At 63.0% G+C, this 22,673-nt stretch carries 27 protein-coding genes and 1 pseudogene; 8 read left to right on the top strand and 20 right to left on the bottom strand.

Translation table 11 applies throughout. The features are described from left to right. Window positions 1-962 (bottom strand): PTS transporter subunit IIC (locus tag Q0K43_RS04755; RefSeq protein ID WP_297289418.1); only part of this gene is annotated, 962 nt, incomplete at its 3' end. A gap of 152 nt (window positions 963-1,114) precedes the next feature. Between Q0K43_RS04755 and Q0K43_RS04750 the strand changes: the two genes are divergently transcribed. Then, complete coding sequence (locus Q0K43_RS04750) at window positions 1,115-2,548, top strand: M20/M25/M40 family metallo-hydrolase (RefSeq protein WP_297289417.1); 1,434 nt, start codon at window positions 1,115-1,117, stop codon at window positions 2,546-2,548. Here the strand turns inward: Q0K43_RS04750 and Q0K43_RS04745 are convergent. The 6 genes from Q0K43_RS04745 to Q0K43_RS04720 all read right to left on the bottom strand — a co-directional run bounded on the left by Q0K43_RS04745 (window position 2,541) and on the right by Q0K43_RS04720 (window position 7,957). Beyond that, a complete protein-coding gene (locus Q0K43_RS04745; protein ID WP_087267740.1) occupies window positions 2,541-2,786 on the bottom strand; it encodes an RNA-binding S4 domain-containing protein in 246 nt (81 codons plus the stop codon). The two genes, Q0K43_RS04750 and Q0K43_RS04745, sit on opposite strands and share 8 nt — an antisense overlap. A 69-nt stretch (window positions 2,787-2,855) precedes the next feature. Beyond that, entirely contained in the window at window positions 2,856-3,131 is a 276-nt protein-coding gene (locus Q0K43_RS04740; protein WP_297289416.1) for an HU family DNA-binding protein, read from the bottom strand. A gap of 60 nt (window positions 3,132-3,191) precedes the next feature. Then, window positions 3,192-3,980, bottom strand: a complete 789-nt coding sequence (mazG, locus tag Q0K43_RS04735; RefSeq protein WP_297289415.1) for a nucleoside triphosphate pyrophosphohydrolase — start codon at window positions 3,978-3,980, stop codon at window positions 3,192-3,194. Between the two features lie 37 nt (window positions 3,981-4,017). Further along, the gene (locus Q0K43_RS04730) at window positions 4,018-5,778 is read right to left on the bottom strand and encodes a putative polysaccharide biosynthesis protein (protein WP_297289414.1); all 1,761 of its coding nucleotides are present in this window, start codon (window positions 5,776-5,778) and stop codon (window positions 4,018-4,020) included. Between the two features lie 12 nt (window positions 5,779-5,790). Beyond that, the gene (locus tag Q0K43_RS04725; protein WP_297289413.1) at window positions 5,791-7,092 is read right to left on the bottom strand and encodes an amidohydrolase family protein; all 1,302 of its coding nucleotides are present in this window, start codon (window positions 7,090-7,092) and stop codon (window positions 5,791-5,793) included. 37 nt (window positions 7,093-7,129) lie between these two features. Next, window positions 7,130-7,957, bottom strand: a complete 828-nt coding sequence (locus tag Q0K43_RS04720) for a purine-nucleoside phosphorylase (RefSeq protein ID WP_297289412.1) — start codon at window positions 7,955-7,957, stop codon at window positions 7,130-7,132. Window positions 7,958-8,153: 196 nt separating this feature from the next. Here Q0K43_RS04720 and Q0K43_RS04715 point away from each other — a divergent pair, with 196 nt between their 5' ends. From Q0K43_RS04715 to rny, 3 genes are all read left to right on the top strand, one after another. After that, window positions 8,154-9,404 carry a putative DNA modification/repair radical SAM protein gene (locus Q0K43_RS04715; protein ID WP_297289411.1) on the top strand — a complete coding sequence of 417 codons (1,251 nt, stop codon included), beginning with the start codon at window positions 8,154-8,156 and terminating at the stop codon, window positions 9,402-9,404. 74 nt (window positions 9,405-9,478) lie between these two features. Beyond that, window positions 9,479-10,267 (top strand): TIGR03915 family putative DNA repair protein, encoded by a 789-nt coding sequence (locus Q0K43_RS04710; protein WP_297289410.1) that lies wholly within the window; start codon window positions 9,479-9,481, stop codon window positions 10,265-10,267. A 263-nt stretch (window positions 10,268-10,530) separates the two neighbouring features. Beyond that, window positions 10,531-12,078 (top strand): ribonuclease Y, encoded by a 1,548-nt coding sequence (gene rny, locus Q0K43_RS04705; RefSeq protein WP_297289409.1) that lies wholly within the window; start codon window positions 10,531-10,533, stop codon window positions 12,076-12,078. Window positions 12,079-12,127: 49 nt separating this feature from the next. Here the strand turns inward: rny and spoIIID are convergent, their stop codons facing one another. Then, window positions 12,128-12,376: a sporulation transcriptional regulator SpoIIID gene (spoIIID, locus tag Q0K43_RS04700; protein ID WP_297289408.1), complete on the bottom strand. Its 249-nt coding sequence runs from the start codon at window positions 12,374-12,376 to the stop codon at window positions 12,128-12,130. 187 nt (window positions 12,377-12,563) lie between these two features. Here spoIIID and Q0K43_RS04695 point away from each other — a divergent pair, with 187 nt between their 5' ends. After that, window positions 12,564-13,163: a Crp/Fnr family transcriptional regulator gene (locus Q0K43_RS04695; protein WP_297289407.1), complete on the top strand. Its 600-nt coding sequence runs from the start codon at window positions 12,564-12,566 to the stop codon at window positions 13,161-13,163. Window positions 13,164-13,214: 51 nt separating this feature from the next. Here the strand turns inward: Q0K43_RS04695 and Q0K43_RS04690 are convergent, their stop codons facing one another. Then, window positions 13,215-14,600: an MATE family efflux transporter gene (locus tag Q0K43_RS04690; protein WP_297289406.1), complete on the bottom strand. Its 1,386-nt coding sequence runs from the start codon at window positions 14,598-14,600 to the stop codon at window positions 13,215-13,217. A 5-nt stretch (window positions 14,601-14,605) separates the two neighbouring features. Continuing rightward, window positions 14,606-15,190, bottom strand: coding sequence for a hydrolase (locus Q0K43_RS04685; RefSeq protein WP_297289405.1), 585 nt, complete (start codon window positions 15,188-15,190; stop codon window positions 14,606-14,608). 116 nt (window positions 15,191-15,306) lie between these two features. Here Q0K43_RS04685 and Q0K43_RS04680 point away from each other — a divergent pair, with 116 nt between their 5' ends. Beyond that, complete coding sequence (locus Q0K43_RS04680; protein ID WP_297289404.1) at window positions 15,307-15,876, top strand: sporulation protein; 570 nt, start codon at window positions 15,307-15,309, stop codon at window positions 15,874-15,876. 46 nt (window positions 15,877-15,922) lie between these two features. On the opposite strand, the gene Q0K43_RS04675 is transcribed toward Q0K43_RS04680, so the two are convergent. The 5 genes and pseudogenes from Q0K43_RS04675 to Q0K43_RS04660 all read right to left on the bottom strand — a co-directional run bounded on the left by Q0K43_RS04675 (window position 15,923) and on the right by Q0K43_RS04660 (window position 18,051). After that, a complete protein-coding gene (locus Q0K43_RS04675; RefSeq protein WP_297289403.1) occupies window positions 15,923-16,357 on the bottom strand; it encodes a S1 RNA-binding domain-containing protein in 435 nt (144 codons plus the stop codon). 28 nt (window positions 16,358-16,385) lie between these two features. Then, window positions 16,386-16,661 (bottom strand): septum formation initiator family protein, encoded by a 276-nt coding sequence (locus Q0K43_RS04670; RefSeq protein ID WP_297289402.1) that lies wholly within the window; start codon window positions 16,659-16,661, stop codon window positions 16,386-16,388. 235 nt (window positions 16,662-16,896) lie between these two features. Continuing rightward, window positions 16,897-17,154, bottom strand: a pseudogene (gene yabQ, locus Q0K43_RS11720) (spore cortex biosynthesis protein YabQ); the annotation flags it as partial. Window position 17,155: 1 nt separating this feature from the next. Beyond that, entirely contained in the window at window positions 17,156-17,446 is a 291-nt protein-coding gene (yabP, locus tag Q0K43_RS04665) for a sporulation protein YabP (RefSeq protein WP_297289401.1), read from the bottom strand. Between the two features lie 65 nt (window positions 17,447-17,511). Then, on the bottom strand, window positions 17,512-18,051 hold the full coding sequence (locus tag Q0K43_RS04660) for a biotin transporter BioY (RefSeq protein WP_297289400.1): 540 nt from the start codon (window positions 18,049-18,051) through the stop codon (window positions 17,512-17,514). A 182-nt stretch (window positions 18,052-18,233) separates the two neighbouring features. On the opposite strand from Q0K43_RS04660, the gene Q0K43_RS04655 reads away from it, so the two are divergent. After that, window positions 18,234-19,217: a biotin--[acetyl-CoA-carboxylase] ligase gene (locus Q0K43_RS04655; protein ID WP_297289399.1), complete on the top strand. Its 984-nt coding sequence runs from the start codon at window positions 18,234-18,236 to the stop codon at window positions 19,215-19,217. Between the two features lie 44 nt (window positions 19,218-19,261). Here Q0K43_RS04655 and Q0K43_RS04650 read toward each other — a convergent pair whose 3' ends face one another. From Q0K43_RS04650 to Q0K43_RS04635, 4 genes are read right to left on the bottom strand one after another with little or no spacing between them, the layout of a single operon-like run. Next, a complete protein-coding gene (locus tag Q0K43_RS04650) occupies window positions 19,262-20,068 on the bottom strand; it encodes an HAD-IIB family hydrolase (RefSeq protein WP_297289398.1) in 807 nt (268 codons plus the stop codon). Between the two features lie 43 nt (window positions 20,069-20,111). Then, entirely contained in the window at window positions 20,112-21,026 is a 915-nt protein-coding gene (locus Q0K43_RS04645; protein ID WP_297289397.1) for an RluA family pseudouridine synthase, read from the bottom strand. Next, a complete protein-coding gene (lspA, locus tag Q0K43_RS04640; protein ID WP_297289396.1) occupies window positions 21,023-21,478 on the bottom strand; it encodes a signal peptidase II in 456 nt (151 codons plus the stop codon). The genes Q0K43_RS04645 and lspA overlap by 4 nt, the downstream gene beginning before the upstream one ends. A 59-nt stretch (window positions 21,479-21,537) precedes the next feature. Further along, entirely contained in the window at window positions 21,538-21,717 is a 180-nt protein-coding gene (locus Q0K43_RS04635) for a hypothetical protein (RefSeq protein ID WP_087272846.1), read from the bottom strand. A gap of 130 nt (window positions 21,718-21,847) precedes the next feature. Between Q0K43_RS04635 and Q0K43_RS04630 the strand changes: the two genes are divergently transcribed. Further along, entirely contained in the window at window positions 21,848-22,036 is a 189-nt protein-coding gene (locus Q0K43_RS04630; RefSeq protein ID WP_297289395.1) for a hypothetical protein, read from the top strand. A 115-nt stretch (window positions 22,037-22,151) separates the two neighbouring features. On the opposite strand, the gene Q0K43_RS04625 is transcribed toward Q0K43_RS04630, so the two are convergent. Further along, window positions 22,152-22,673: class I tRNA ligase family protein (locus Q0K43_RS04625; protein ID WP_297289394.1), on the bottom strand; the 522-nt coding region annotated here is incomplete at its 5' end.

Raw genomic sequence — 22,673 nt, 5'->3', positions numbered from 1 at the left:
ATGGCCGCCTTGGCCCCGGTGGCCACATCGTTGACCCAGCCGGTGTACACCCCGATGGGGCCCACCATGCCGCAGGTACCCATGCCGGAGGCCACGGCGGAGACCGGGTCGTTCATCTGCAACTGGAACAGGCAGGTGGCCAGAGGCCCAGTCACAGCGGAGGTGAGGATGGCGGGCAGCCAGATCTTCGGGTTTTTCACAATGTTGCCCATCTGGAGCATGGAGGTACCCAGGCCCTGGCTCACCAGGCCGCCCCAGCGGTTTTCCCGGAAGGACAGCACGGCGAAGCCCACCATGTTGGCGCAGCAGCCCGCCACCGCCGCGCCCCCCGCCAGGCCGGTGAGGCCGATGGCGGCGCAGATGGCCGCCGACGAGATGGGCAGGGTAAGAGCCACGCCGATGACCACCGACACCAGGATGCCCATCCAGAAGGGCTGAAGGACGGTGGCCCACTTGACAAACTCACCCAGGGAGGAGGCCGCGGTGCCGATGGCGGGGGCCCACAGGGCGGCCAGACCCACCCCTGCCAGCACGGTTACCAGGGGGGTGACCAGAATGTCGATCCTGGTTTCCTTGCTCACCGCCTTGCCCAGCTCGGCGGCGATGACGGCGATGAACAGGACCGCCAGCGGCCCGCCGGCCCCCTTGCCTCCGTCCAGGGTGGTGGAACCCAGGGCGTTGGCGGCATAGCCCACCGTTACCAGGGAAAACAGCACCAGAGGCGGGGCCTGGAGGGCGTAGCCGATGGCCACCGCCATGGCCGCGCCGCTCATGGCCGAGCAGTAGCCCCCCACCTCCACCAGGAAGGCCAGCCCCAGCTGTTTGCCCAGGGTGTCCAGGATGGTGCCGATGAGCAGGGAGCAGAACAGACCCTGAGCCATGGCTCCCAGGGCGTCCACGCCGTACCGCCTGCCGGAGATGACGATGTTTTTCTTCTTGAGAAATGCCGATATCTGTCCCATAACCAGTTCCTCTACATAAGTCATTACAGGTGTCAAGACACCTTAATGCACTATTATAGCCTGGGAGGAAATTTTGTCAAGGAAAAGATGCCCGTCCACGGGGAATGTGGTAAAATAAAAGGGATATATGCCATATCAAAAGGAGAACGGCTATGATTTTATCCCAACGTCTTGGCACCCGGGCGGACATCACCGCCGGGGTGATTGACACCTTCCGCGCCCTGTCCCGCCACCCCCACCCCTCCCGCCATGAGCGGGCCACGGGGGAGGATTATATGGCGTTTTTGACCGGCCTGGGCCTCTTCCCCGTCCGGGATGAGGCGGGCAACGTGATGGCGGACTGCCCCGCCACGCCGGGCCGGGAGGGCGAGCCTCTGCTCATCCTCCAGGGCCACATGGACATGGTGTGCGCCGTCTCCCCCGGCAGCGGGTTTGATCCCCTGGCCGATCCGGTGACCATTCTGGAACAGGACGGCTACCTGTGTACCGACCGCCGCTCCTCCCTGGGGGCGGACAACGGCCTGGGCAACGCCGCCGCCCTGTGGGTGCTGAGCCGGGGTGTGCGTCACGGACCCCTGCGGCTGATCTTCACCGTGGAGGAGGAGATCGGTCTGGAGGGGGCAAAGGCGGTGGACCCGGCCTGGCTGGCGGGGGCGGCCTATCTGCTCAACACCGACGGTTTCCACCTGGGCCGGGCCATCGTGGGCTCCGCCGGAGGCCGGCGGGAGCGTTGGGCCAGGCCCCTGGAGACCTGCCCCGCCCGGTCTGGCGAGGCCTGGCGCCTCTCCCTCACCGGGGGTACCGGCGGTCACTCGGGGGACGACATCCACCTGGGCCGCATCAACCCCATCAAGGTGCTGGCGGCTTATCTGAAGGACAGGCCCGGCCTGGCGGTGGCGGATTTCACCGGCGGCTCCGCCTTCAACGCCATCCCCTCCGGGGCGGAGGTTGTGGTGATGGGGCAAAAGCCGGATCTGAGCGAGTTGGAGGATGCCCTCCTCCCCTTCCGGGCCACCGACCCCAATTTGAAGCTGGATCTGTCCCCCGCCCCCCGGCCGGAGGCGGTGTGGCGGCCGGACTTTTGCCGGGACGTGCTGGGCCTGCTGGCCGCCCTGGGCCACGGGGTGTACGGCATGGATCCCCAGTTCCCCGGGGTGGTGGGGGCCTCGGCCAACCTGGGGGTGGCACGGCGGGAGGAGGACTCCTTTGCCGTCCGCCTCTTCCTCCGCTCCGCCCGGCAGGCCGACGAGGCCCTTATGGCGGCGGAGAACCGGGCCCTGGCGGAGGGGGCGGGGTTTTCCCTCTCTGTCACCGGCTATCCCGGCTGGCCGGGGGACAAAAACAACCCCCTGGCCCAGGCCCTGGACCGGGTGTACCGGGTCCAGACCGGGCGGGGGTTGGAAGTGAGCGCGGTCCATGTGGGGCTGGAACCGGCGGTGTTCCGGGCCAAGGCGCCGGAGCTGGTGATGGCCTCCGCCGGGCCGGACATCCTGGACGCCCACTCGGTGGACGAGCGGGCGCCCCTGGAGGGGCTGGCGGGCTACGCCCTGCTGCTGGCGGGGCTGCTGGAGGAGGGGCTCAGCTGAGCAGCTCCTTGTACAGGGCGGGGGCGTCGGCCTTGCCCACATGCTCGGCCACCGACAGCACCTCCACCTTCACGGTGCGCTCGCCGAAGCGCAGCTCCAGCACGTCGCCCACCTTCACGTCGTAGCTGGCCTTTACCGGCCGGCCGTTGGCGGTCACCCGCTGGTTGTCGCAGGCCTCGTTGGCCACCGTCCGGCGCTTGATGAGCCGGGAGACTTTGAGCCATTTATCCAGGCGCATAGGGAAATCCTCCTTGTCGCTGCAAGAAAAATGCCCGTCCGCAAGGACGGGCATTTTAATGCGTGTAAATTACTTCGCCACGACGTCCTTCAGGGCCTTGCCGGGCTTGAACACGGGAACCTTGGAGGCGGGGATCTTGATGGTCTCCTTGGTCTTGGGGTTGCGGCCGGTACGCTCGGCGCGGCACTTCACCTCAAAGGCGCCGAAGCCCACCAGCTGGACCTTGTCGCCCTCAGCCAGGCACTGGGAAATCACTTCGATAGCGGCGTTGAGTACGGTTTCGGTATCCTTCTTGGACAGACCGGCCTTTTCGGCGGCGGCATTGATCAGCTCAGCCTTGTTCATTTGCAGCTTCCTCCTGTTTGCTCTGTTGTACTTAATAATTATACTTAAGGCAAAATGCCTTTAAGTTTCCTTTGCCCGCTCCCATAGCATGTCCAGTTCTTCCAGAGTCATGCCCTGCATGGAGCGGTTTTGGGCGGCGGCCTGCTCCTCCACCTTGGAGAAGCGGCTGATGAACTTGTCGGTGGCCTTGCCCAGAGCCTCCTCCGGGTCCACTTTCAGGAAGCGGGAGACGTTGACGGCGGAGAAGAGCAGGTCGCCCAGCTCCTCCTCCACATTGGTGCCTTGGGCCACGGCGGTTTTCAGCTCCTCCAGCTCCTCGGACAGCTTGTCCAGGGCGCCGGAGATATCCGGCCAGTCGAAGCCCGCCTTTTTGGCTTTTTTCTGCACCTTCTCAGCACGCCACAGGGCGGGCAGAGCGCGGGCCACGGCGGAGAGGGCGTCGGTATTGGTGGCCTGGCCCTTCTCCTGGCGCTTCAAGTCCTCCCAGTTGGAGAGGACCTCCCCGGTGCCCGATACCTGCACGTCCCCAAAGACGTGGGGGTGCCGGAAGATCAGCTTTTTACAGATGCCGTCGGCCACGCCGTCCAGATCGAACCGGCCGGCCTCCTGCTCCATCCGGGCGTGGAGCATGACCTGGAGCAGTACGTCCCCCAACTCCTCCTTCAGGTGGTCGGGGCTTTCCTCGTCAATGGCCTCCACAGCCTCGTAGGCCTCCTCCAGGAAGTTGCGGCGGATAGACTCATGAGTCTGCTCCGCGTCCCAGGGGCAGCCGCCGGGGGCGCGGAGGATACGGACGATCTCCTCCAGGTCCCGGACGTCATAAAAATCCTTATATTGAAAATCTACCATATTTCAGGGCCTCCTGCAACCTCTTTTTCCAAAAAAATCAGCGAATATGCAAGAGTTTTGCGATCTTATCTCCCTTGGGCATCATTTCCATGTCCTCCTTGGACAGCACCCGCAGGGCCACGATGAGAATGACGTAGACCACCACGCCCGCCAGGATAGCGCCGCCCACCGCCACGGCGTTCATGAGGAAGGAGCCGTGGAAGACCCGGGCAAGCACTCCGTGGCAGCCCCAGGCCGCCGCCGCCATCAGGGCCGAGGCAATGACGGGCTTGACAAAGACGGCCATCAGCCGGGGGGGCTGGGGCACCAGGCGCTTGATGATGAGCAGGTTGAGGACGGACACCACCACGAAGCAGGTCAGGGTGCCCACCGGGGCGCCGAAGATCATATACTTGGGGTTGCCCACCAGGGTGTAGCTGACAATGACCTTGGCCACGCCGCCGATGATCATGGTAATAATGGGCAGGTTGATAATGCCGTTGGCCTGGAGGATGGCGGAAGCCACCACCTGGATGCACACAAAGAAGGAGGCGATGCCCAGGATGGACAGCAGGGGGCCGGCAATGGTCTCATCCACGTTGCCCACGGTGAGCAGCTGAATGATGGGGGTACCCAGGGCGAACAGGCCGAAGCCGCAGGGCAGGGCGATGAGAGCGGAGATACGCATGGCTGACTCGGTGGTGCGGTGGGCCCCCAGCCGATCCCGCCGGGCGATGCAGGCGGACACGGCGGGCACGATGCAGGCGGTAAAGGGAACCATGAGGTTGAAGGGCAGGTTGTAGATGCTCATGGTCTTGCTGTACACGCCGTACAGCTCCCGGGCGGAGTCCAGGATGGGGTTGAGCTTGGTGTCCGGGTTGGTCAGAACCTCCGTCTGGAAGGCGGCCAGGTTGTCCTGGAAGATAGCCACCGCCTTGGGGAAGATGTCCAGCACACTGTTGGAGATGCCGGTGAGACCGTCCTGGATGGCGGTAAATACGCTTTGCAGCTGGCTTTGCACCAGGTTGGTGTCGATGAGGTTGACAATGGACAGGGTGCAGGAGCTGAGAGTGATGGGTACCGCCAGCTTGAGCAGCCGGGACAGGATCTGCTTGGACCGGTCGGGGGTGTCGGTGGACTTGACCCGCTCCCCCCGGTTGGTGCGGATGTGGTTGAAGGCCAGATAGACCACCGACAAAATGGAGCCGATGGACACGCCCAGCAGAGCGCCGGAGGCGGACAGCCGGGTCTTCAGGTCCTGGTCGGGGATGGCGGAGTTGAGGATGAGGAAGGCCAGGGCCAGACCCAGGAACATCTTGGACAGGGCCTCAATGACCTGGGAGACGCCGGTGGGGATCATGTTCATGTGGCCCTGGGCGTAGCCCCGGAAGGCGGAGCAGATGCAGGTACACAGCACCGCCGGGGACAGGGCCAACACGGCAAAGACGGCCTTCTCGTTCTTCAGCACATAGGTGGCCACAATGGGGGAAAACACCGACATGCAGATAAAGCTGAACAGGCCCATGAACAAAAAGGCGAAGAAGGCCACCTGGAACACACGGGCCTTCTGGTTCTGGCGGCCCAGGGTGTTGCACTCGCTCACCGTCTTGGACAGGGCCACGGGCAGGCCGGCGGTGGAGATGGTGAGAAAGAAGGTATAGATGTTATAGGCGGCGTTGAAGTCGCCGTAGGCCTCGTCGGGCAGCAGGGCGGTCAGCGGGATCTTGTAGATGGCGCCGATGACCTTGACGATGATGGTGGTCATGGCCAGAAAGGCCGCCGCGCCGTAAAAGGTATTTTTTTTCTGCTGGTTTGACAACGGAAGTCCCCCTTAGTTGTTCTGGAACAGCAGGGGCAGGGCGTAGTCCGCGACTTCCCGGCGTACCCGTTCCAGGTCGATGGTCAAAAAGTCCCCATCCTTGTATATGACCTTGCCCCGGGCCATATTCATCACCACGTCGGAGCCGTGGGAGGCGTAGGCCAGGTTGGAGATGACGCTGTGGCAGGGGGTCAGGTTCAGGTGGGAGAAATCCACCAGGATCAGGTCGGCCATATACCCGGCCTGGATCACGCCGGTCTTGCGGCCCAGGGCAATGCCGCCGTCCCGGGTGGCCATCTTCAGGGCGTCCAGAGGCAGCAGGGCCAGGGGGTCCCGGTTGGCTCCGTTGTGGAGGATGGCGGCGAATTTCAGATCGCTGAAGAAGTCGGTGCAGTTGTTGGAGGACACCCCGTCGGTGCCCAGGCACACGTTGACCCCCGCCTTCTTCATGGCGGGCACCGGGGCGATGCCGCTGCCCAGCTTCAGGTTGGAAATGGGGTTGTGGACGGCGGAGATCCCCTTCTCGGCCATGAGAGCCCAGTCCTCCGGGGTGGTCCACACGCAGTGGGCGGCAATGGATCGGGTGTCCCATACGCCGTAGTCGTTCAGGGTCTGGAGGGGGGTCTTGCCGTGGCGGGCGATACACTCCTCATGCTCGGTACGGGTCTCGGAGATGTGGACGTGCATCCCCAGTCCCTTTTCCTTGGCATAGTCGGCCAGCCAGGCCCACAGACGGCGGTCGGAGGTGTACTCCCCGTGGATGCAGGCGTCCACCAGGATCTGGCCGTCGTTGTAGCCGTGCCAGCGATCCACCAGCTCCCGCAGCTCCACGCAGCCGGGGAAGACGGCGGGGTCAAACTCATCGGCGAACAGGGTGGTGCCCCGGGCGATGTTGGCGCTCAGCCCGGCGGCCACCACCTCCTGGGTGATGGCGTCGCAGTGGTCGTACATGTCGGCGATGGTGGTGACGCCCGAGGCGATCATCTCCGCCAGGCCCAGGGCGGTGCAGGAGCGGATGGCCCGGTCGTCCCAGCGGGCCTCCACCGGGAAGATGTAGTTGTTCAGCCAGTCCTGGAGGTTGTTGCCGTCGCCGTAGCCCCGCATGGCGGTCATAGGCACATGGGTGTGGGCGTTGACAAAGCCGGGCATCAGTACGTTGCCCTTGCCGTCGATCTCCTGGTCAAAGGCGCCCTGGGGCCGGACGGTACCCACGGAGGTGATTTTGGTCCCCTCCACCGCCACATAGGCGCCGGGCAGGACGGTACCCGCCTCGTCCATCAGAACGGCGGTACAGTTGTAAATGAGAGTGGTCATCTGGATGGTCTCCTTATCGTTATTGTACCTGCCGGGGTCAGCCCATCTGCTTCAGACAGGAGAGCACCAGCTTGGAGAACTTGTCCTTGCAGGCCTCGGCAGCCTCCAGCACCTCCTCCTCGGAGAGGGGCTGGTCCAGGATGCCGGCGGCCATGTTGGACAGCAGGGTGAAGCCCAGCACCTGCATGCCGCAGTGGCCGGCCACAATGACCTCGGGGGCGGTGGACATACCCACCGCGTCGGCCCCGGCGATGCGGGCAAAGCGCACCTCGGCGGGGGTCTCGTACTGGGGGCCGGGGAAGTACATATACACGCCTTCCTTCAGCGCAATGCCCAGCTCCCCGGCGGCCTTGCGGGCCATGTCCTGGAGGGCGGGGGTGTACAGATGGGAGGCGTCGGGGAAGCGCACGCCGAACTGGGGCAGGTTCTCGCCCCGCAGGGGGGACTCCATGAAGATCTTGATCTGGTCGGTGATGAGCATCAGATCCCCCGCCTTCCAGCTGGTGTTGACGCAGCCGGCGGCGTTGGTGACGATGAGGGTGTCGCAGCCCAGCAGCTTGAGGACCCGCACGGCGTAGGCCACCTCCTCATAGGAGTAGCCCTCGTAGTGGTGCATCCGGCCCTGCATGACGGCCACCGGCACCCCCTCCAGCTTGCCGAACACCAGCCGGCCCTTGTGGCCGGGGGCGGTGGAGGCCTTAAAGTGGGGGATCTCCCCGTAAGGCACGGCCACGGCCTCTTCCACAATGTCCCCCATGTACCCCAGGCCGGAGCCCAGGACCATGGCTACCTTGGGAGAAAAGGCGCCGATCTTGCTGCGGATGTAGTCGGCGCTCTGCTGATACTGCTCAAAGGTGTAATTCATAGAAGGATCCTCCTTAATGTAAGTCTGAACGGAAGGGTCTTGTCTATCAATGGATAATCTATGTAATTATACACCTTGAAACAGCAAAAAGCAACGAAGATTCCCCTTCGGAAGCAGGAACAAAAGTTCCAGAACAATCCTCTTGACTAGTACGTTCGTTCGATATAAAATGAGGGCAAGCAAAGGAGGCGGCGGTATGGAACTGATGGACAAGCTGACCATACTGGCGGATGCGGCCAAGTACGACGCCGCCTGCACCTCCAGCGGGGTGGACCGGCGGGGCGGCAAAGGCATGGGCAGCGCCATGGCGGCCGGGTGCTGCCACTCCTTTTCCGCCGACGGCCGGTGCATTTCCCTTTTAAAGGTACTGTACACCAACCGCTGTATCTACGACTGCGCCTACTGCGTCAACCGCCGGTCCAACGACCTGCCCCGGGCGGCCTTCACGCCCCGGGAGCTGGCGGAGCTGACCATCGCGTTTTACCGGCGCAACTATATCGAGGGGTTGTTCCTCTCCTCCGCGGTGTGGGTGAGCCCCGACCGCACCACCGAGGAGATGATAGCCGCCCTCTCCCTGCTGCGGGGGGAGTACGGCTTTCACGGCTACATCCACGCCAAGGCCATCCCCGGGGCCGACCCGGCTCTCACCCAGCGGCTGGGTCAGCTGGCCGACCGGCTTTCGGTGAATATTGAGCTGCCCAGTGAGGACAGCCTGCGGAAGCTGTGTCCCGACAAGGGGAAAAAGGCCATCCTGGCCCCCATGGCCCAGATCCGGGACGGCATCACCCAGGCCAGGGGGGAGCTGGTGAAATACCGCCACGCCCCCCGGTTTGCCCCGGCGGGCCAGTCCACCCAGATGATCGTGGGGGCCACCCCCGAGAGCGACAGGCATATTTTGACCCTGACCCAGGCCTTATATGACCAATACAAGCTCAAGCGGGTGTTTTTCTCCGCCTACATGCCGGTGTCCGACAATCCCCTCCTCCCCGCCCGGCGGGACTTCAAGCCCCCCCTGCTGCGGGAACACCGGCTGTACCAGGCCGACTGGCTGCTGCGGTTCTATCACTTCCGGGCGGAGGAGCTGCTGGACGAGACCCGCCCCAACTTCGACACCCGGGTGGACCCCAAGTGCGCCTGGGCTTTGGCACACATGGAGCAGTTCCCGGTGGAGGTGAACCGGGCCGACTACGAGACGCTGCTGCGGGTACCCGGCATCGGGGTGGTGTCCGCCAAGCGGATTCTCACTGCCCGGCGGGTGGGGCCCCTCACCTTCTCGGGCCTGAAAACCCTGGGGGTGGTGCTGAAACGGGCCCAGTATTTCATCACCTGCTCGGGGAAGATGCTGGAGGGGTTAAGGGTGAACCCCGACGGGGTGCTGCGCCACCTGGTTGCCCTGGAACAGCCCGCCCTGGCGGGCCACGAGCCGGAACAGCTGTCGCTGTTCTGAGGAGCGGGAAATACGGATTGCCGAGCCAGTGTGCCCACTGGCTGGCAATGACAGCAGTGTGAAAGGAGGCCCACATGGACTGGCCCAGATTTGCCTACGAATACGACGGCAGCTTTGCCGGGTTTCTCACCTGCGTCTTTGAAGCCTACGCCCGCAAGGAGGAGCCGGCCTGCTTCCTCACCCATCAGGACGGCCGGGTGACCCTGTGGCCGGCGCGGGCGGTGGATACCGACGACCAGAAGGCCAGGCGGGTGTATCGCTCCCTAGACCGGAGCATGGGCCTCCAGGCCAAGCGGCTGGTGACCTACGGCTTTCTCACCTGCCTGGAGGAGCGGGAGCTGCGGCTGTGGGAGTTTTTGCGGCTGGGGTATGAGCGGGGGCCGTCGGTGATGCGGGATCTCACCGACCCCCGGGTGTCCGTGCTGCTGAAGGCGGTGCGGCATTTGACCAACGAGGCCCATCTTTTAAAGGGCTTTACCCGTTTTTCCGACCAGGGCGGGGTGCTGGCCGGGGAGATCACCCCCAAAAACCGGGCCCTTCCCCTGCTGCGCCCCCACTTTGCCGCCCGCTACCCCGGGGAGACCATCATCCTCTACGACCGCACCCACCGGGAGGCCCTGTTCTGCCAGAAGGGGAACTGGGCCATCGTGCCGCTGGAGCAGTTTTCCCTGGCGCCCCCGGAGGGGGGCGAGCTGGATTGGCGGGCCCTGTGGCGGCGGTTTTACGACACCATCGCCATTGAGGGCCGCTATAACCCCCGCTGCCGCATGACCCACATGCCCAAACGCTACTGGGACACCATGACGGAATTCCAGCGGGAAGAACATTCCCCGCCTGCCCCCGGTCTGGCCACCCAAACCTGACGGACGCGCCGCGATTTTGCGGCGCGTCCCCCTTTTTCCCGGGAAAAGGGGCGGAGAGGGATTCTTCCGGAGACGAATTTTCTTGACAGAAGGGGTTTGGGGCCGTAAAATAAGTTCGGTGCATATTTTGAAGAGCTAGGGGTACGCTCTTCAAATTTTTGTGCGGGTCGGACAAATCTGATCCCGCCGCCCACATGGGAATTAAACAATTTACAAGTTACAAGGAACAAAATAACAGAAAGATGGAGGTGTAAACCCGATTTATGTTGCCTGTGATATTAGCAGCCGTCATCGCGTTTGTGGTCGCGGCTGTGGTGTTTTTTGCCCTTGGCATCCAGTACCGCCGCCGCGTGGCGGAGAAGGAGATCTCCAGCGCGGAGGAGGAGGCCAAGCGCATCATCAATGAATCCATCAAGAGCGCCGAGAGCAAGAAGCGGGAGGCGCTGGTGGAGGCCAAGGAGGAGATCCTCCAGGCCCGCAACGAGTACGAACGAGAAGTGAAGGAGCGCCGGGCCGACCTGCAGAAGCAGGAGCGGCGCCTGCAGCAGAAGGAAGAGAACCTGGACCGCAAGACCGAGAACATGGAGAAGAAGGAGGACACCCTGCAGCGCAAGCTGGCCGAGCTGGAAGAGGCCCGGGAAGAGGTGGCCACCGTCAAAAAGACCCAGATGGAGGTGCTGGAGCGCATCTCCGGCTTTACCGCTGAGGAGGCCAAGGAATATCTCATCAACCAGCTGGCCGAGGAAGTGACTCACGAGTCGGCCATGAAGGTACGGGAGATTGAGGCCCAGTTCAAGGAGGAGGCCGACCAGCGCGCCAAGGAGATCCTGTCCCTGGCCATCCAGCGCTGCGCCGCGGACCATGTGGCGGAAGCCACCGTCTCTGTGGTACCCCTGCCCAACGACGAGATGAAGGGCCGCATCATTGGCCGCGAGGGCCGCAACATCCGCACCCTGGAGACCCTGACCGGGGTGGACCTGAACATTGACGACACCCCCGAGGTGATCACCGTCTCCTGCTTCGACCCCGTCCGCCGGGAGATCGCCCGGTTGGCTCTGGAGAAACTGATCCAGGACGGCCGCATCCACCCCACCCGCATTGAGGAGATGGTGGAGAAGGCCAAGCGGGAGGTGGACGCCACCATCAAGGCCGAGGGCGAGCGGGCCGTCTTTGAGACCAACGTCCACGGTCTGCATCCCGAACTTGTCAAGCTGCTGGGCCGGATGCGCTACCGCACCAGCTACGGCCAGAACGTTTTGAACCACTCCATCGAGGTCTCCCACCTGGCGGGGCTGCTGGCCGCCGAGATCGGCGCCGACATTACCGAAGCCAAGCGGGCCGGCCTGCTCCACGACCTGGGCAAGGCCATTGACCACGAGGTGGAGGGTTCCCACGTCCAGATCGGTGTGGAGCTGGCCCGGAAGTACCGGGAGAGCGAGAACGTGATCCACGCCATCCACGCCCACCACAACGATGTGGAGCCCCAGACGGTGGTGGCCTGCCTGGTTCAGGCGGCCGACGCCATCTCCGCTGCCCGGCCCGGCGCCCGGCGGGAGAACCTGGAGAACTACATCAAGCGTCTGGAGAAGCTGGAGGAGGTCACCTCCTCCTTCCCCGGTGTGGAGAAGTCCTACGCCATCCAGGCGGGCCGTGAGGTCCGCATCATGGTGGCCCCCGACAAGGTCAGCGAGGACCAGATGGTGCTGCTGGCCCGGGACATCGCCAAGAAGATCGAGGAAGAGCTGGAGTACCCCGGCCAGATCAAGGTGAACATGATCCGGGAGACCAAAGTGGTGGATTACGCCAAATAAGAAAAGAGATGAAATCGGCGGGCTGCGTCAGCAGCCCGCCGATTTTTTGTCAAATTCCTTTATATTTTCGCCGTGTGGCAATGCCGCCCCGGATGTGACGTTCCGCCTTGTTTTCCTCCAGCACCCCCTTGACCTGGAGGTACAGGGGCCGGTTGAAGGCGGGCAGACGCTCGCTGAGGTCCTTGTGTACGGTGGATTTGCTGATGCCGAACTGCCGGGCGGCGGCACGCACCGTGGCACGGTTCTCTATGATGTAAAGCGCCAGCCGGCAGGCGCGTTCCTCGATGTTCCCTTTCAAACAGCAACACTCCCCGCAATGATTCTCACGGGGCATGTATATGCGTTTTGGGGATGGGATATGAAAAGAGGAAAAATGAACGGGCGACTTGCCCAAAAACTTTTTCAAAATTAACCTGAGATAATGTAAAAAAAGACAAAAATGTGATAAAATAATTTACCACTATAATCCACAGGGAGGATGGGAGATGCAACTGCCGGAACTGTTCCGAAACTTGTTCGGGCTGACAGACGAGTCGCTCATCCAACGGCTTTCCGCACAGGGAGAGGTGCGCCTTCTGAAGAAGGGCCATGTGCTTTACCGGGAGGGAGAGACCCCCTCCAAGCTAACCTTTTTGATCCAGGGCCTGCTGCGGGGCTATTTTTTGGACGCCAACGGCAAGGATATTACCGACTGCTTTGCCTTTGAGCCGGGGTCTCCTGCCGTGGCCTGCATTTCGTTGGGGGAACCTGCGTCGGTCAGCATTGAGGCCCTGGAAGACAGCCAGGTTTTGGAGCTGCCTTTGACCTGGGTGTTGGAGTTATTGGAGGAATATCCGCAGCTCTACCGTACTTACAGCTTTTTTCTGCTGCAGGCCCTCAGGTGCCACTGGCAGGTAAAGGCCGCCATGTACCAGTATACCGCTATGGAGCGGTACCAGTGGTTTCTGCGGGCCTATCCCGGTCTGCACAGACAGGTCAGCGGCAAACACATTGCTTCCTTCCTGGGCATGACCCAGGTGACCCTCAGCCGTCTGCGCCGCACCCTGCGGGAGGCGGGGCAGCTCCAGGCTGCGGGCGGAGAGTAGCAAAAAGGGAAAAGGACGTATCGCCGGAGCGATACGTCCTTTTTATTTGTCTCAGGTATGTTTGCCCTCCAGTTCCTTCCGGCGGCGGGCCAGAATGCGGGGAAACCGCCACAGGAACATGGAGCCGGTGGTGAGAGCGGCCAGCACGTCGGCCACCGGTTCGGCCAGGAATACCGCCATGACCTGATGGCCGGTGATGAGCCGGGGCAGGATGAGGATGAGGGGGAGCAGCAGGATGATTTTCCGCAGCAGGGCCAAAAACAGGGAGATCTTGGCCTGGCCCAGGGCCACAAAGGTCTGCTGGCAGGAGGTCTGAATCCCCAGCATAAACATGCCGCACACATAGATCCGCAGGGCCCATACCGCCAGGCCCACCAGCTCCGGCTTGTCGTTGAACAGCGCCACAAAGGCGTGGGGAAACAGCTCCAGGATCAGGCAGGCGAGGCAACTGAAGGAGAAGGCGCTGATCAGCAGCAGCTTAAAGGCCTTTTTCACCCGGTCCAGCTGCCCGGACCCGTAGTTGAAGCCGATGATGGGCTGGGCCCCCTGGGCGATGCCCTGGAGCAGCAGGAAGAAGATCTGCAGCACGCTGGAGCAGATGGTCATGGCCCCCACGGCGGGGTCGCCGCCGTAGGCCTTCAACGAGGCGTTGAAGGCGATGTTCACCAGGCTCTCGGTGGCGTTCATAATGAAGGGAGATACCCCCAGGGCCACCACCGGGGCCAGCACTTTGGGATTGATGCGGAAGTACCGTTTTTGCAGCCGCAGTTTGGTACGCTTGCCGGTGAGGAACCGGAGGACCCATATGGCCGACACGGCCTGAGCGGTAATGGTGGCCAGGGCAGCGCCCTTGACCCCCATGTTGAAGCCGAAGATAAACACCGGGTCCAGCACGATGTTGGTCACCGCGCCGATGAGGACGGTGGCCATAGACGTGGTGGAGAAGCCCTGGGCGGTAATAAAGAAGTTGAGGCCCAGGGAGATCTCCACAAAGATGGTGCCCCACAGGTAGATAGTGAGGTAGTCGCTGGCAAAACCGATGGTATTCTCGGTGGCGCCGAAGAGGAGGAGCATGGGTTCCTTCACCGCCAGGAACAAGGCGGTGACCAACACGGACAGGGCAATGAGCAGGGCGGTACAGTTGCCCAGGATGGCGTCGGCCTGATCCTGCTTCCCCTCCCCCATGCGCACCACCGCCCGGGAACCGCCCCCCATACCCACCAGGGCGGAGATGGCGGAGACAAACATCAGTACCGGAAAGCACACCCCCAGGCCGGTAAGGGCCAGATCGCCCACCGCTGGAATACGGCCGATGTAGATGCGGTCCACGATGTTGTACAGGGCGTTGACCAGCTGGGCGGTGACCGACGGCAGAGCCAGCCGCAGCAGCAGCTTGCCGATGGGGTCCCGACCCAGGTCATTTTCTCGCTTTGCCAACGTAATTACGCCTCGTCTTTCTCCAGGAAATAGGTGGCCTCCATATCCGCCACGCTGAGGGCGAAGGCCAGGGGGTATTGCTGGAGGGCCTGGCCCACCAGCCGCTTGTCCTCGTCCCCCGAGAAGCCCATGTGCCAGCGGATGGCCATGGCCTCCTCCCGGGTAAGACGCAGGAAACCGGACAGGATGTATACGCTCTTCTCCCCGTGTCCGTAGGGCAGGGTGTCCTCGTAAAAGAAGGTGGGCACGCTCTGCCACTTGCCGTCGGGGCCCTTCACGTTGCGGGAGCCGCCCTTGTAGCAGCCGATCTTGCACACGTCGTGGAGCAGGGACACCAGGGCCACCGTCTCGGGGGAATAGTCCAGGCCGTACAACTCCCGTACCCGTTCCCGCTCCAGGTAGGCCTCCAGGCAGCGGTAGACGTTGACGCTGTGTTCGCACAGGCCGCCGGCGTAGGAGCCGTGGAACCGGGCCGAGGCGGGGGCGGTGAAAAAGTCGCTCTTGTGTTCCAGATAGTCCAGCAGGGCGTCGGCGCCCTCCCGGTGTATATGTTCCCCATAAATTTGGAGAAATACCTCCTTACAGTCCATGACAGGCCTCCTTATGATTCGCTTAAGGGCCAGTATAGCACAGCGTACCTGAAAAAACCACCCCATGCACCGCCAATTCGTATTCCGAATAGAATGGGCGGAACAGGAGGTGTCTCATGGAGTGGTTTTCCATGCTGGCGGCGGCGGTCCTCTTTGCGGCTGCCTGTAATTTTGATACGGTGATCCTGGCCATGGGCTGGGCGGTACGGGGGGTGCGTCCCACCCCCTTCCATACCCTGGTCATCGCCGGCCTCACCACCCTCATCACCTGGCTGTCCCTGGTGCTGGGCAAGGGGGCGGCGGTGACCATGGGCCGGAGTTTTGCCGGGGCATTGGGCGGGCTGGTGCTGGCAGGGATCGGGCTGTGGTTTGTGCTGGACTGGATGCGCACGTTGGGGGCCCAGACCAGGGAGGAGACCCCGTCCACAGGCCACGGCCTGCTGGGCTGGGTGGCTCTGGCCGCCGCTCTGGCGGTAAACAATGCCGGGGTGGGCGTGGCTGCCGGCGCCTCCGGCGTGGGGCCGGCGCTGGCTTCCCTGGCCAACTTTTTACTTACCCTGGCCGCCCTGCCTCTGGGCAGGGTGCTGGCCGACAAGGTGGCGGGCCGGCTGTTGGGCAGGTACGCCCTCCCCCTCTCCGGCGTGATCCTGGCCGCCCTGGGCGTGTGGCAGGTCATGGGGGGCTAGACACAAAAACCCCCGCGTCCTATTGTGGACGCGGGGGATGCTGTGCTTATTTCCGGCCGCCCCGGCGGGAGCTGCGGCGCTCCGCCTGGCGCAGCTCGGACAGCTTGCTGTCGGAGGAGGCCATGAACTGCTTCAGCCGGTCCTCAAAGGTGGTGGGTTCGGCGGGGGCTGGCTTGCCCCGGAAGCCGCCGTTAAAGCCGCCGGGCCGACTGCCGGGCCGGCTCTGGCCGGCGGGACGGGGGGGCGGATCCATGGCTTTTTTAATGGAGAGGTTGATACGGCCGTTCTCGTCAATGCCGATGACCTTGACCTTTACCTCCTGCCCTTCCTTCAGATGATCCTTCACATCGTTTACGTAGGAATAGGCGATCTCAGAGATATGCACCAGCCCCGATTTGCCCTCGGGCAGCGAGACGAAAGCGCCGAACTTCGTGATGCCTGTGACCTTTCCTTCCACAATCGTACCAACACCAAACTCCATTTGCCTGAAAAATCCTCTCTTTCAAAATTCAATCGGTGAACTGGAACACATACTCTCCCGGTTCCACCAGGCCCAGCTTGTCACGGGCCAGGTCGGCCTGCCGCTCCGGATCGCCGCTGTTTTCCACGGCGTCGGCCAGGTCGGCATTGATCTGCTTCTGTTCCTCCACCTGCTTTTGGGCGGCGGCCAGATCGGCCTGGGCGGTCTGGAGCTGGCTGCGCATGGCCAGCAGCCCGGTGGCCGTGCCGATGAGCAGCGTCAGGATGACGAATTTGGTCAGAAGGGATGCTTTCTTGAGTTTCATGGGTGACTCCTTCCCCGTCGGCGGCCCGGTCTGACCGGAGGGTATCTTCCGTTTCATCGGATATTGGATTTATTTTATACCACTTCGGTCCATAATGGAAGGCCTTTTTTGCGGATTTTCCGATTTTTTTGAGCAGCTTGACCAGCACCACAACCGGTAGTGTAACGATGTGCCACACTGCCCCAATAAAATCGGCCACCCGATAACCCAGCCACAAAAAACACCGGCTCAGGGCCCGGAAATAGAGGGCGCCGCCGATGGCCACGCCGGCCAGCAGGTAGATACGCACCTCTCCCCTGCCCGCCACCGTGGTGTACACGAAGAGGGCCACCGTCACCATCACCCAGAACAGCAGATCCAGCACGCCCCCCACAAAGGGGACGGGCAGCCGCACCCGCAGGATGCGCAGCAGGTCGTACACCAGGCCCACCGCCGCCCCCAGGCCCAACGCCCCCAGCAGGAAGAGGGCCTGTTCAGAAACCCAGATCTCCATCTCAGCGGAACAGCCGGCTGAAGAACCCGCCGGATCGCTGATCCCGGCCGTCCTCGTAGGTCAGGGCATCCACGTCCCCCTCCACCTTCAGATCGCCCCCGTCCAGACTGAGCTTTTCAATGTGCAGGTTCTCCCCCCGGATCACCAGGGTACCCTGGGAGGTGTGCATGACAATGGTGTTCTCGTCAAAGCTCTCCACCTCCTCCACCCCGGACACAGACAGACGCTGCCGGTCCTCCAGGATCAGATGATGGGCCGCCTCCGGCCGGCCCCGTTCGCTCTCATACGGCATAATGATGCCCCTTTCCCACATAGAATCTCACTTCATCTATATGGGACAGGGGCATGGGATATGAGTCACGCCGTGGCCTTTGCCATCACGGGGGCCAGCCTCCGGCTGAGAACCAGGGCCAGGGCCAGCTTGAGGGCGTCGGGGATGAGGAAGGGGATGACGCAGCTCCACAGGGCGGACATCACCCCAATGGGGCCGCTGACGGCGGCGTACATCAGGACGAACCAGGCGGTGCCGAAGGCGTAGCACACCGCCAGCCCCACAACGGCGGACAGCACAAAGACCACCGGGCCCTTGCCAAAGAGTGTCTGGGCCCCCCACATCACCAGGGGGATGAGGAGAAAGCCGATGAGATAGCCGCCGGTGACCCCGGCAAACCGACCGATGCCGCCGGAAAAGCCGGAGAACACCGGCAGGCCCACCGCTCCCAGCAGCAGGTAGACCAGCACGGACAGGGAGCCCAGCTTGCCCCCCAGGATGCCCACCGCCAGGAAAATGGCAAAGGTCTGCAAGGTAAAGGGCACTACCGTGGGGATGGTGATCCAGGCGCAGACGGTGATGAGAGCGGCCATGACGGCGACGTAAACCAGGGACTTGACGTTCATGGTGGTACCTCCATATTGTAAACTGATTATTGATTATAGTTTACAATATGGACATTGTCAACCGCAAATATGGAATGGTTGACAAAGACTCCCCCGCCGGGCTACAATAAAAGCTGAATGTAGGGGCCGGCGTCCCCGACGGCCCGTGGATGGACGCTGCGACCGAGAAAGGAATGAGGCATATGCTGCGGGACGAGGTGCTGGCCCTGCTGAAGGCCCAGGGGGGCGTTCCCCTGTCGGGGGAGGCCATGAGCGGGAGGCTGGGGGTGAGCCGGGCGGCGATCTGGAAGGCCATGGAGGGCCTGCGGCAGGAGGGGTATGTGATCTCCTCCGCCCCCCGCCGGGGCTACGCCCTGGAGGAGTCCCCCGACCGCCTCTCCCCTGGCGAGCTGATGGCCCCGGGCCGGAAGGTGGGGGCCAACCTGGTGTGCCTGGACAGGGTGGACTCCACCAACAACGAGGTGAAACGCCGGGCGGTGGATACCGTGCCGGAGGGCTTGGTGGTGGTGGCCGGTGAGCAGACCGGCGGCCGGGGCCGCCGGGGCCGCAGCTTCCTGTCCCCGCCGGGAGGCCTGTACCTGTCCGCCCTGCTGAAACCGGACTGCCCCCTGGAGCAGGTCAGCGCCCTTACCGCCTGGTCGGCGGTGGCGGTGTGCGACGCGGTGGAGGGGGTGTGCGGCATTCGTCCCTCCATCAAATGGCCCAACGACGTGATTTTGGAGGGCCGCAAGCTGTGCGGCATCCTCACCGAGCTGGAGCTGGAGGGGGAGACCGCCGCCCTGCGCTATGTGGTGCTGGGCATCGGGGTGAACCTGACCCAGACCGAGGCGGATTTCGGCCCCGAGGTGGCCCCGGTAGCCATCTCCCTGGCCCAGGCGCTGGGGCGCGCCCCCCGGCGGGCGGAGCTGGCCGCCGCACTGCTGGACGCCCTGGACAGGCTGAACCGGGACTTTCCCAGGCAATGGGAGTGCTGGCTGGAGCGGTACCGGGCGGACTGCATCACCGTGGGCCGCCAGGTCAAGGTGCTCAGGGGTCAGGAGGAGCGGGTCGGCACGGCGGTGGGGGTGGACGACCAGTTTGCCCTGGTGGTGCGCTGGGCCGACGGCAGCGAGGAGACCCTCTCCTCCGGCGAGGTGTCCGTCCGGGGCCTGCTGGGGTATGTATAAACAAAGACGGACCGCACCCTTTGGGTGCGGTCCCTTTTTGCGTTTTAATAAATGGTGTCCAGGATCTCCACGATCTGGGCCACGCAGCCCTCCTCGCAGGAGCAGAGGATACGGGCGCCCCAGTCCTTGACCTCTTGGGCGCAGTTGGAGGGTGCGAAGGGAATGGCCGAGATGGCCAGCATGGGGATGTCGTTCTGGTTGTCCCCCACGCAGTAGATCTTTTTGGGGTCCATGCCCAGATAGTGGGCCAGATAGGCCACCATGCCCCCCTTGTTGCTCCCCTTCCGGGTCAGTTCCAGCAGTACGGCGTTGGAGAAGATGACCTCGTAGTGTTCCGCCCACCGCTGGAGCATGTACCGCTGGGTCTCCAGCAGGATCTCATTGCGCTGCTGGAGGATGACCTTGCTCCAGGGCAGGGGCATCTGGGCGATAGGCACCTCCGCGGCGGTGGCCCCCGCCCGGCTCAGGTGCCGCCGGGTGACAAAGTTGGGCTGGTAGACGTAGATATCGTCGTGATTGTAGGCCTCAAAGCCGATCTCCGGGATGTCCCGGGCCACCTGCTGCAAATCCTCCCGCACCCGCTGGGGCAGGAAGGTCTCATACACCATCCGGTCCTCCCGGAAGTCGTACAGGGCCGAGCCGTTGGACAGCACCACCGGGGCGTTGATGGGGGCGCAGCCGGCGTGGGGGGCAAAGGTGGGGTGGGCCCGTCCGGTGGCCACCGTAAAGGTACCCCCCTCCCTGGTAAAGTAGTCCAGGGCGGTCAGATTGGCGGGGGCCACCTGCATGTTCTCCCCATACAGGGTATCGTCAAAGTCGCTGACCAGCAGAACGCCGTCAAATTTGCCCACGCAGCCCCCTCCTTTTCTTCAAATGAAACGATTATTATAAAGTTTATACCATGCGTCGCAGCTTTGTCAACACCGCCTCAAACCAGTCGGGCAGCGGGCACTCCAGAGTGACCCGTTCCCCGGTGCGGGGGTGGACAAAACTCAGCCGCCGGGCGTGGAGGCACTGCCCCGCCAGCCCCGGCCAGGGCTTTTTGGCCCCATACACCACGTCCCCCAGCAGAGGGTGGCCGATCCAGGCCATGTGGACCCGGATCTGGTGGGTGCGCCCGGTCTCCAGGCGGCACTGGATGTGGGTATAGCCGTTCAAATGCTCCAGCACCGTATAGTGGGTCACCGCCCGCCGGCCCTGGAGCTTGTTCACCGCCATCTTCTTCCGGTCGGTGGGGTGGCGGAAGATGGGGGCGTCCACGGTGCCCGACTCGTCCTTTAAATTGCCCACGCACACCGCCTCGTATTCCCGGTACAGGGAGTGATCCTGAAGCTGCTCCGCCAGAGACAGGTGGGCAAAATCGTTCTTGGCGGCGATGATGAGCCCCGAGGTGTCCCGGTCAATCCGGTGGACAATGCCGGGGCGCAGCTCTCCGTTGATTCCGGAGAGTGAATTGCCGCAGTGATATAACAGTGCGTTGACCAAAGTGCCGTCGGGATGACCGGCGGCGGGGTGGACCACCAGGCCCACCGGCTTGTTGACGGCGATGACGTCGTCGTCCTCGTACACCACGTCCAGGGGGATGTCCTGGGGCACCACGTCGATGGGGGCGGGGTCGGGCAGGGCCAGCACCAATTCATCCCCCAGGCTGGTCTTGTAGTTCTTCTTCACCGGCAGGCCGCCCAGGGTGACGGCCCCCTCCTCTAGCAGGCGCTGGGCCGCCGAGCGGGTCAGCTCGGGCAGCAGCCGGGCCAGGAACTGGTCGGCCCGCTCCCCCGCCCGGTCGGCAGTGAGATGCAGGGGGGTCATGCCTTGTCCCCCTCTTTGCAAAACAGCAGGAAGTAGACGCAGAAGGCGATGCCGCCGCACACGATGCAGATGTCCGCCACGTTGAACACGGGGAAATTCATAAACAGAGTCTGGAACATGTCGGTGACGTAGCCCAGGAAGACCCGGTCGATGAGGTTGCCCACCGCTCCCGCCAGCACCAGAGCCAGGGAGGTCATGGCAAAGGGGTGGTCAAAGGTCCTTTTCACCATCAGCACGATGATAAGGACCGAGGCAGCCGTCGAGATGAGGGCGAGGATCCAGGTGTGTTCCTCAAAGATGGAAAAGGCCGCGCCGGTGTTCTGGTAGTAGGTCAGCTGGAGGATGTGGGGCAGAAAAGGCACGCTGCCCCCCTCGGTGATGTTGAGGCGGACCAGTACCTTCACCAGCTGATCCAGGCCCACCAGGGCGGCGGCCAGAATGGCATAGAGCATAGCTTCAGGCTCCTTTGACGGAAAGTTCCTTCCATTGTAACACGGACGGCCCCGAGGGGTCAATCCTCGGCGGGAACGGGGATCTCCCCGTGTTCCTGCTCGTACTGATTCAGATAGGACTCCACGGCGATGCACAGCTGCATATTGATGGAGCGCCGCTCCTTGGCGGCCAAAACGCGGATTTTTTGCATGACCTCATGCTCCAGCCGCAGAGAATAGGGGGCTTCCTGAACGCCCATCATCATTCCCTCCTCCGAGTGTATCTATTTGTATCTTCATGATATCAATAAGAGTGATAATCTACAAAGATTTATATAGAGTTGACTAGAGTTATTAAGAATGGTATTATGAGCAAAAGGGGGATTGTATATGGGACAAAAACAAAGTAGTCAAACCATTTCCATTCAGGTCACCCCGGAACTCAAAGAAAAATCCGCTTGGCTGGCCCGGCAGTCCTGCCGCAGCCTGTCCGCCTATGTCCGCCAGCTCCTTCGGGTGCAGATCCGGGACTATGAGGCAAAAAACGGCCCCATCCATCGGGACGGCGGGCGACCGTAAAGGTCGCCCCTACGGGAATACGAAACGACCTGCCCGATGTAGGGGCGGCCTTTATGGCCGCCCGCAAAAAAAGACGCCGCAGAAGCGGCGTCCTTTTTGACAATCAGGGATAAAATTACTCGCCCACAACAGCGGCGCAGCGGGGGCACAGTTCGGCGTGATGGCCTTCGGTGCCGATGGCGTCGTTGTGGTTCCAGCAGCGGGGGCACTTGGGGGCCTCGGACAGATTGACGGCGATGGTGCAGGGGATGAGGCTCTCCTCGTTGCGTTCCCCCTCCACGCTGTCGGTGGTGACGGTCACCTTGGACACGATGCACAGGGAGGCCAGATCCACGTCCTTCAGGAAGGCGGCGTCCTCCTCGGACACGGAGACAGTCACCTCGGTGTCCTGGGCCTTCTTGAACACGCCGGCATTGCGGGCGTTCTCCAGAGCCTTGTTGACGGCGTCACGGAGAGCCACCAGCTTGGCCCAGCGATCCTTGGCGGCCTCGTCCAGAGCGAAGGCGGCGTTGTCCTCGGGCATATCATTGAGCAGCACGCTCTCGGCGTCCACGCCGGAAGCGTGCTTCATGGCGTGCCAGATCTCGTCGGAGGTGAAGGCCAGGATGGGGGCCACCAGGCGGGTCATGCCGTCCAG

It is taken from the genome of uncultured Flavonifractor sp. (assembly GCF_944383115.1).
GTDB lineage: Bacteria > Bacillota > Clostridia > Oscillospirales > Oscillospiraceae > Flavonifractor.
The sequence above is the reverse complement of the archived record's forward strand: the minus strand, read 5'-3'. Positions and strand labels throughout refer to the sequence as shown.

Coding starts and splice junctions, on each gene's coding strand:
- Q0K43_RS04670 (WP_297289402.1), bottom strand. CDS start 16,661: ATGAAACTCAAGAAAGCATCCCTTCTGACCAAATTCGTCATCCTGACG.
- Q0K43_RS04750 (WP_297289417.1), top strand. CDS start 1,115: ATGATTTTATCCCAACGTCTTGGCACCCGGGCGGACATCACCGCCGGG.
- Q0K43_RS04645 (WP_297289397.1), bottom strand. CDS start 21,026: ATGACCCCCCTGCATCTCACTGCCGACCGGGCGGGGGAGCGGGCCGAC.
- Q0K43_RS04680 (WP_297289404.1), top strand. CDS start 15,307: ATGGAGTGGTTTTCCATGCTGGCGGCGGCGGTCCTCTTTGCGGCTGCC.
- yabP (WP_297289401.1), bottom strand. CDS start 17,446: ATGCCGTATGAGAGCGAACGGGGCCGGCCGGAGGCGGCCCATCATCTG.
- Q0K43_RS04740 (WP_297289416.1), bottom strand. CDS start 3,131: ATGAACAAGGCTGAGCTGATCAATGCCGCCGCCGAAAAGGCCGGTCTG.
- Q0K43_RS04660 (WP_297289400.1), bottom strand. CDS start 18,051: ATGAACGTCAAGTCCCTGGTTTACGTCGCCGTCATGGCCGCTCTCATC.
- Q0K43_RS04725 (WP_297289413.1), bottom strand. CDS start 7,092: ATGACCACTCTCATTTACAACTGTACCGCCGTTCTGATGGACGAGGCG.
- lspA (WP_297289396.1), bottom strand. CDS start 21,478: ATGCTCTATGCCATTCTGGCCGCCGCCCTGGTGGGCCTGGATCAGCTG.
- Q0K43_RS04635 (WP_087272846.1), bottom strand. CDS start 21,717: ATGGGCGTTCAGGAAGCCCCCTATTCTCTGCGGCTGGAGCATGAGGTC.
- Q0K43_RS04695 (WP_297289407.1), top strand. CDS start 12,564: ATGCAACTGCCGGAACTGTTCCGAAACTTGTTCGGGCTGACAGACGAG.
- mazG (WP_297289415.1), bottom strand. CDS start 3,980: ATGGTAGATTTTCAATATAAGGATTTTTATGACGTCCGGGACCTGGAG.
- Q0K43_RS04720 (WP_297289412.1), bottom strand. CDS start 7,957: ATGAATTACACCTTTGAGCAGTATCAGCAGAGCGCCGACTACATCCGC.
- Q0K43_RS04715 (WP_297289411.1), top strand. CDS start 8,154: ATGGAACTGATGGACAAGCTGACCATACTGGCGGATGCGGCCAAGTAC.
- Q0K43_RS04685 (WP_297289405.1), bottom strand. CDS start 15,190: ATGGACTGTAAGGAGGTATTTCTCCAAATTTATGGGGAACATATACAC.
- Q0K43_RS04710 (WP_297289410.1), top strand. CDS start 9,479: ATGGACTGGCCCAGATTTGCCTACGAATACGACGGCAGCTTTGCCGGG.
- Q0K43_RS04630 (WP_297289395.1), top strand. CDS start 21,848: ATGGGACAAAAACAAAGTAGTCAAACCATTTCCATTCAGGTCACCCCG.
- Q0K43_RS04675 (WP_297289403.1), bottom strand. CDS start 16,357: ATGGAGTTTGGTGTTGGTACGATTGTGGAAGGAAAGGTCACAGGCATC.
- rny (WP_297289409.1), top strand. CDS start 10,531: ATGTTGCCTGTGATATTAGCAGCCGTCATCGCGTTTGTGGTCGCGGCT.
- Q0K43_RS04655 (WP_297289399.1), top strand. CDS start 18,234: ATGCTGCGGGACGAGGTGCTGGCCCTGCTGAAGGCCCAGGGGGGCGTT.
- Q0K43_RS04745 (WP_087267740.1), bottom strand. CDS start 2,786: ATGCGCCTGGATAAATGGCTCAAAGTCTCCCGGCTCATCAAGCGCCGG.